Raw genomic sequence first — 1,231 nt, forward strand, 5'->3', positions numbered from 1 at the left:
CGCGCTGACGCTGGCGGTGTAAACGATGGATCCGCCTTCGGCGACCGATGGGGTGGCGGTCAGAGTCACAGTCGAGGTGTCGACCGTGTCGGTGACGGCGGTTGTCACAACGCCCTGGTTCGCCACCAGGTTTTCATAGCTGCCGCCGGAAACGGTGGCGATGCTGTTATTCACAGCTGCATGGCCGACGTAGACGTCGTTGCTGACGGCTGTCGTTACATTGCCGGAGCTCTGGCCCACCGCGATTGTGATGGTCTCGCCGTTGGCGAGTTTCACGGTGACCGGAGTGTTGGTGACCGGCGCGCTGACGCTGGCGGTGTAAACGATGGATCCGCCTTCTGCGACCGAAGGAGTAGCGGTCAACGTTACGGTCGAAGTATCGACGGTGTCGGTCACGGTTGTGGTGACAGCAGTTTTATTCGCAACGAGACTTTCGTAATTGCCGCCTGTAACGGTAGTGATGCTGTTGCTGACCGAGTCATGGCCGACGTACACGTCATTGCTGACTGCTGTCGTTACAGTCCCAGAACTCTGACCCACCGCGATGGTGATGGTCTCGCCATTGGCGAGTTTCACGGTGACCGGGGTATTGGTGACCGGCGCGCTGACGCTGGCGGTGTAAACGATTGAACCGCCTTCGGCGACCGATGGGGTGGCAGTCAGAGTCACGGTCGAAGTATCGACGGTATCGGTCACAGTTGTTGTGACAGCAGTTTTGTTGGCCACCAGACTTTCGTAATTGCCACCTGTAACAGTGGCGATGCTGTTGCTGACCGAGTCATGGCCGACGTACACATCATTGCTGACCGCCGTCGTTACAGTCCCGGAGCTTTGGCCCACGGCGATGGTGATGGTCTCGCCATTAGCGAGCTTCACGGTGACCGGAGTGTTGGTGACCGGCGCGCTGACGCTGGCGGTGTAAACGATGGATCCGCCTTCTGCGACCGAAGGAGTAGCGGTCAACGTTACGGTCGAAGTGTCGACCGTGTCGGTCACAGTTGTAGTGACAGCAGCTTTGTTGGCAACCAGGCTTTCGTAATTGCCGCCCGAGACGGTGGTGATGCTGTTGCTGACCGAGTCATGGCCGACGTAGACGTCATTGCTGACCGCTGTCGTTACAGTCCCGGAGCTCTGGCCAACCGCGATCGTGATGGTCTCGCCGTTGGCGAGTTTCACGGTAACTGGAGTGTTGGTCACCGGAGCGCTGACGCTGGCGGTGTAAACGATCGAG

1 protein-coding gene is annotated in these 1,231 nt (G+C 59.1%); it reads right to left on the reverse strand.

All coding sequences use genetic code 11. The annotated features are described in order from the left end of the window. Positions 1 to 1,231 (reverse strand): immunoglobulin-like domain-containing protein (locus SJI00_RS22315; RefSeq protein WP_322463849.1); only part of this gene is annotated, 1,231 nt, incomplete at both ends.

Source organism: Pseudomonas gebzensis, assembly GCF_034427815.1.
Lineage (GTDB): Bacteria > Pseudomonadota > Gammaproteobacteria > Pseudomonadales > Pseudomonadaceae > Aquipseudomonas.